This window comes from Anaerosporobacter sp., assembly GCF_965301125.1.
The window spans coordinates 1-3,977 of record NZ_CBDLAM010000058.1 but is presented as its reverse complement, the minus strand read 5'-3'; the positions used below and the strand labels follow the sequence as shown (position 1 = coordinate 3,977).

Sequence of the window (3,977 nt, the reverse complement as noted above, 5' to 3'; positions counted from 1 at the left end):
AATTACTAGAGAAAAATCAATTATGTATAATATATTAAAAGTTGAATTATCAAAAAAATATAGTTGAAGAATAGCAAATAATAAGAGGTAGGATTCTAAGAGATAGTATTAGTTTTGGTAATACGTCTCTTAAGAGTCGCACCTTTTTTATTGTGTATTTTTGTTACTCTTTGTCTTGATATATCGAACAAATTTTCGTATACTATATACAGATATATTAAGTACGAAAGGAATAACAGTATGCCATCTTGGAATTCAAGAGGTCTTCGTGGATCAACGCTTGAAGAACTAATAAACCTTACTAATGATAAATATCGTGCTAACAAGTTAGCTTTGATTCAGAAGATTCCTACGCCAATTAAACCAATTAATATTGATCAAACAACAAGACATATAACACTTGCATATTTTGAGCAGAAAAGTACCGTTGATTACATAGGAACCGTACAGGGGATACCTGTATGTTTCGATGCTAAAGAATGTGCTACGGATACGTTTCCTTTACAAAATGTCCATGAACATCAGATTCAGTTCATGAAAGAGTTTGAACAGCAGGGGGGAGTAGCTTTCTTACTCATCTATTATTCTAGTAGAGATTATTTTTATTATCTACGATTTAAAGAACTATTTGCCTTCTGGGAAAGAGCACAAAAAGGTGGAAGAAAGAGTTTTCGATATGAAGAATTAGCACCGAATTATGAAATTTCAAGTCATAACGGAGTATTTGTCCATTATCTTGAGATGTTGAATCAGGATTTATCCAGTAGGTAGTGGATCCTAATGGGAATTTTTAAAACGGAGCTCTACCTCCGTGTACTTTTTCTCAATACAAACCCCATATCAGAATAAGATCTAAAAATTTTCATAATAATGATTGTATAAAAATAGAAAATATAGTAAAATAAAACTAGACAACTTACCAAGAAAATTTAGCTTTAATCACCTTCATTCTGAAAGAAGAAACGGAGCTTTGACAAGATTATCAGGATAACAGCGTTCTAATTCAATGTACGATAAGATAACTTACCTATATATTCCATACACCAGAAATAATGTACTATTAAGTTACTTCAGTGTTGGGATAATTTGCTATTAGTAGGAACAAAAAATCTTTTTATATTGAAGGAGGACTACGTTATGTTTAAAACAAAATTAACAAAAATTCTTACAACTTGTTTGGTATCGGTTTTTATTCTTGGTGCTGCAAGTATCAGTGTTCATGCAGAAACAGTGAGTGAGACAGAACCAAATGACACAATTGAAACAGCACAAACGATTACTGCTAACAATGAAACAGCACAAGGGGCAGCAGAGGGAACGTATGCTGGGCAATATGTTGTAAATGGCTATTCAAGTACGACTGATTTAGACTGGTATAAGGTATACTTAAGTAGTGGAACTAAGTACATAACATGCAATGATAATGCATTTGAATATTTAGTTGCAGATGCAAACGGAAATACAGTTTTTTCTGGAACATATGTTAAGTCAGGATTTGGTCCTACTGCCTATGAGTTTAACGTGGCTTCATCAGGATATTATTATGTTAGAATTAAGGGAAGTGTGTCATCGTCAGAAAGTTATTTGTTTTTAATTGGAAGCCCAACGTATTCAGTTGCTAGTTGTGATATTCCATGTAGAGAAGGTACTATATCAATGACTAAAAATGGTGGAACAAAGACAGCGCATTTTGATGGTGCTTCTGTAGCTGGTGTACCAAAAGGTGCAATAGCATATTCCGTAAGCATGTCAGGGGTTAAAACAACTTCTGTTTCATCTATAAATTTAGTTAATAATAGTAGAGGATTAAGTTTTTCATTATCAACTTATACATGGGATAAGAATAAATTAGCGTCTATGAATCTACCAGTTGGTTCAACATGGACAGCAAGTTTTGGATATAATAAAGTAACCTCATTTACACCAGTATTAAAGGTATATTATGCGTATCCAGTGTATAGTACAATGGTTCAATAGGTGATTAGTATGAATATGAATGTCGTTAGTTTGAAACAAGGTATATTATTACAGCGAACAAGATATTCCGCGCTAAATGTTTTGTTTGATGCAAAGAAAACATCCAAGATGGATTGTTATGTTCCAGGTTTAAACATATGTACATATGATAAAAACTCTAGTAAAAACTCTAGTAAAAACAATATATCCTCATTGATGCTGGATATGATTAATTTTGAGTTTCAAAATTGTAGTGAAAGTGAAAATTCTTTTCTTATTAGTGGTTTTGAATTTTCTAAAGATCAGATACCAGACATTGACAGAAGTAGATGTAAGGAGATAAAAGCTGAGAATAATAGGATAATATTTAACACAGGTAGATACTACAAATTTTCAGATTCAAAAGGAAATACACATGCAATGTCTTGCTCATATGGTAGTTTAGGACAGCTTTATTCAAATACATCACGTGGAATTGTAGATGATGAGAGTTACAATACAGGGGAATTTTGGAACATGCTAGCTGAAAATGGAACATATATGAGTTTATACTATTCACATGATATACAAAAACAGAAGTTAAATGATGCTGGTATATCAGAAGGGTTCTTTTCGGTACAAATGGATTCGAAAAAAAGAGAGTATTATTATTCGAATGGAATTTGTGGGGTAGCTGTGCCAAAATCACGTTATGACGCTGACTATAATATGTTTATGAGTGGAAATAGTGTATTAAATGATTATAAAGAAGGTTCTATTTTTAAAATCAGCGGAAAAGAATATATTTTAGGAGCTGATAAAAAGTTAGATATACCGTATGGGGCGGATATATATGATATGAAATATCCACCAAGAAGTGATAGTAATTGGTAAAAGCGATTTTAGTTGGTATAAAAAGGAGTTGTCGCACTAGCTGTGGTAAAATCAGCAGTGCACAGCTCTATTTTTTATGGAACGAATATGGAACTACTTTAGTATTTCCAATTTTAGTATTATGTTATCATATGTAAATGCAAGATGTTATGGTAAAATATAACTTATATGTAAACATCTTATTGGTAAAAAACAGATGTGAAGAATACATAGATCTAAAATTATGAGTAAAAGTATTAAGAAAGAGAGGGAAAAGAAAATGAAGAAAAAGAAAATTATGAAATTAGTATCAGGTATTATTTTGATGTTTGTAGGTTTGCACTTCCATAATGTACAAGTAGATGCAAAAACTATAATGGACACTACCAAGGATAAGACGTACCAGATTGATTTAGATCAAGATGGTAAGAAAGAGAAAGTAAAGCTAAAACAATGTTCTATAGATGATTTAGATTATAATTACTATGGAATTATATATGTGGATGGTAAAAAGGCATATACAACACCGAAAGATATTTATGCTTACGATATCAATATGAAAATAATAACGAGTGGGGACCAGGTGTTCATTAATGTATCCCAATCCTCAGATAACGGGAATCTTGAATTTAATAAGTTGCTTTCCTTTAATGGAACAACGTTGGACGAAGTGATTGATTTTAAAAAAGTAGAACCTGGTCTAAGAAGCTGTGAAATAACATCTGCAACTAAAGATAAAATAGTTGTATCTTGTGAATCTATGCCATGTCAGTTGGCATCTATCAAATGGAAATCAACTTATTTGGTTAATGGCAATGCTGTTAAGATTAAGAGTCATGTTCATAAGGTAAAGAGTGGGATTGAAGGTCGTTCTATTTCTACGTTGGAAACGAACCGTACAGTAACATTTACAAGTGAAATTGGAAGTAAAAAAGTTGCATTTAAATTAGGTGCAGGTAAGAAAGTGAAGCTCCTTAGCATTACAACAAAAAAAGATAAAATATATGGCTGTTTTCAGTATGGTAAGAAGAAAGGGTATGTTCGTGTAGATCCTTATCATGAAACAGCTTACTTTAAAAACATATATAAGTATTTGGCAGGATAATACAAAAAAATATTGAAGTATGGAGTATTAAGTGATAGTATAGATTATTAGATGCTGATATAAA

The 3,977-nt window shown here is 31.7% G+C and carries 4 protein-coding genes; all 4 read left to right on the top strand.

What is annotated here, in order from left to right:
- Positions 1 to 240: 240 nt before the first annotated feature.
- The 4 genes from ACW2QF_RS08445 to ACW2QF_RS08430 all read left to right on the top strand — a co-directional run bounded on the left by ACW2QF_RS08445 (position 241) and on the right by ACW2QF_RS08430 (position 3,913).
- Entirely contained in the window at positions 241 to 771 is a 531-nt protein-coding gene (locus ACW2QF_RS08445; RefSeq protein WP_455715561.1) for a Holliday junction resolvase RecU, read from the top strand.
- A gap of 366 nt (positions 772 to 1,137) precedes the next feature.
- The gene (locus ACW2QF_RS08440) at positions 1,138 to 1,977 is read left to right on the top strand and encodes a hypothetical protein (protein WP_455715560.1); all 840 of its coding nucleotides are present in this window, start codon (positions 1,138 to 1,140) and stop codon (positions 1,975 to 1,977) included.
- Positions 1,978 to 1,986: 9 nt separating this feature from the next.
- Entirely contained in the window at positions 1,987 to 2,829 is an 843-nt protein-coding gene (locus tag ACW2QF_RS08435; protein ID WP_455715559.1) for a hypothetical protein, read from the top strand.
- Between the two features lie 259 nt (positions 2,830 to 3,088).
- A complete protein-coding gene (locus ACW2QF_RS08430; RefSeq protein WP_455715558.1) occupies positions 3,089 to 3,913 on the top strand; it encodes a hypothetical protein in 825 nt (274 codons plus the stop codon).
- Positions 3,914 to 3,977 lie beyond the last annotated feature (64 nt).

What these genes read in the sequence shown, in the direction of transcription:
- ACW2QF_RS08445 (WP_455715561.1), top strand. Translation starts at nt 241, where the DNA reads ATGCCATCTTGGAATTCAAGAGGTCTTCGTGGATCAACGCTTGAAGAA.
- ACW2QF_RS08440 (WP_455715560.1), top strand. Translation starts at nt 1,138, where the DNA reads ATGTTTAAAACAAAATTAACAAAAATTCTTACAACTTGTTTGGTATCG.
- ACW2QF_RS08435 (WP_455715559.1), top strand. Translation starts at nt 1,987, where the DNA reads ATGAATATGAATGTCGTTAGTTTGAAACAAGGTATATTATTACAGCGA.
- ACW2QF_RS08430 (WP_455715558.1), top strand. Translation starts at nt 3,089, where the DNA reads ATGAAGAAAAAGAAAATTATGAAATTAGTATCAGGTATTATTTTGATG.